Source organism: Streptomyces sp. NPDC037301 (assembly GCF_055602785.1).
In genome coordinates this window covers 1-1,756 of sequence record NZ_JBVJWD010000169.1, presented here as the reverse complement: position 1 = coordinate 1,756, position 1,756 = coordinate 1, and the positions used below count along the sequence as shown (strand labels likewise).

At 70.3% G+C, this 1,756-nt stretch carries 2 protein-coding genes; both read left to right on the top strand.

Annotated elements, in window-relative coordinates; all coding sequences use genetic code 11:
• The first annotated feature begins 121 nt into the window (after positions 1–121).
• Complete coding sequence (locus ACZ7IB_RS49185) at positions 122–565, top strand: cell wall protein (protein WP_470921891.1); 444 nt, start codon at positions 122–124, stop codon at positions 563–565.
• Between the two features lie 31 nt (positions 566–596).
• Positions 597–1,499 (top strand): MauE/DoxX family redox-associated membrane protein, encoded by a 903-nt coding sequence (locus ACZ7IB_RS49180; RefSeq protein WP_470921889.1) that lies wholly within the window; start codon positions 597–599, stop codon positions 1,497–1,499.
• Positions 1,500–1,756: the final 257 nt, after the last annotated feature.

Genomic DNA, 1,756 nt, shown 5'->3' with positions numbered 1-1,756 from the left:
AGCTACCTTGCCGGCCTCCACCTGCGCGCCTCGATAATCTGGATCAAAGACCTCACCCCGACCATCCGGTGATCACGACTCGATACACGCCCTAGACCCCGCGATAGCCAAGTCCACCTTCGTGGAGGGCCGCATCACGGGCATCACCGGCAGCATCCTGGAGGTGGCCGGATCCAATGGCGGCCACTCCCGGGTGCAGATGACCAACGTCACCAGCGTGTGGAAAGTGCGCGCCACCACGGCCGAAGTGATCGAGGTCGGCGACGGGCTCTATGCACGCGGCGTCATGATGCCCGACGGCACCGTGGCCGCCGACGCGGTGTGGGTGAACATCGTGAATCTGGACACGCAGATCCGCGGCATCGCGAAGAACCGGCTGCACCTCGCCCACGGGCAGCACGAACTGGTCGGCCACGTCGCCCCGGACGCCAGCGCCTCCTACGCGGGCCGCGCGCTGACGTCCGACCTGTCCCGGCTGCGCATCGGGCAGAGCGCCCAGGTGCTCGGTGCCTGGCGGCCGTCCGACAACTCCGTGGACGTTGTCCGCATCTCCGTCGGGCACTGATGCAGGTCCAAGGACACAGAGAGAGGAAGAGATGCTGTCACTGACAACGAGCCTCGCCCCGCTGGTCCTCGCGGGCCTGCTCGGGTGGACCGGAGCGGTCAAGGTGTTCAGCCGGAGCACCGCACAGCTGGCGCCGAAGACGGTGCTGGCCCGCATGCTGCGCAGCAGTGAGCGTGCCACGACGGTGCTGCGCGCGACCGGTGCAGGTGAACTCCTCATCACCGCAGGTCTGCTGGTGGTCCCGGCGAACCCGGTGCCGGGGGCCGCCGCCGCGGTCCTCGGGGCGGGTTTCCTCGCCTACCTCGGCTACGGCCGGGCCGTGGCGCCGGAGTCCTCCTGCGGCTGCTCGGCTGGTGAGGACACCCGCATCACCTGGCGGGCGTTGGCGCGGGCGGCGGTTGTGCTCATCGGCGGGGCCACGGTGGCGGTGGCACAGGGCACCTGGTGGTCGGCAGTCTCCGAGCAGCCTGGCGGTGCCCTTGTCTTCCTGGCCGGGGCGGCGGCGGTTCTGGTCGCCCTCTCGGCGGACCTCGACCAGTGGTGGCTGCTGCCACTGCGCCGGACGAGACTGCGTGTCTTCGGGCACCCGCTCCTCGGCACCGCCGCCGGGAACCGGGTGCCGGTCGCGGCGAGCGTCGAACTCCTGGAGAACTCCCTGGCCTGGCAAACCGCCGCGCCAGTGGTCCGGTCTGCCTTGCTGGACCACTGGGAGGACGACGGCTGGCGCATTCTCCAGTACTCGGGTGTGTACGGGGACCGCGAAAACGCGCGCCCGGTCGCGGTGGTGTTCGCACTCGACGCCACGGCCGGCCGCGACACCGGTGGTGACCCGGTCGTCCGTGTCAGTTATGTCGACGCGGACAGCGGGGAAGCGGTGGCCGTGAACGAACTCGACGCGGTGCCGTCGCGGAGGATCCTGCCGATGGCGGGCTGACGCCACGGACGGATACCTCGGGCCGCCACGGGCCTGAGGAGCACAGCAGGGGCGGTCCCGCGACAGCCGCGGGTCCGGCCCTGCTGGGCAGGCGAGCCGTTCAGACCCGCGAGCTGCACCGCCATCTGCATCGGCGCAATGCCAACGCACGCCACCCCGGCCTCTAGTGCCGCATCAGGCAACGTTTGCCCTGTTGTGATGTGACGCGCCGTCCGGATGCTGTGGTGGACGGCGCGTGGGCGTCATTCTGTCCGGGT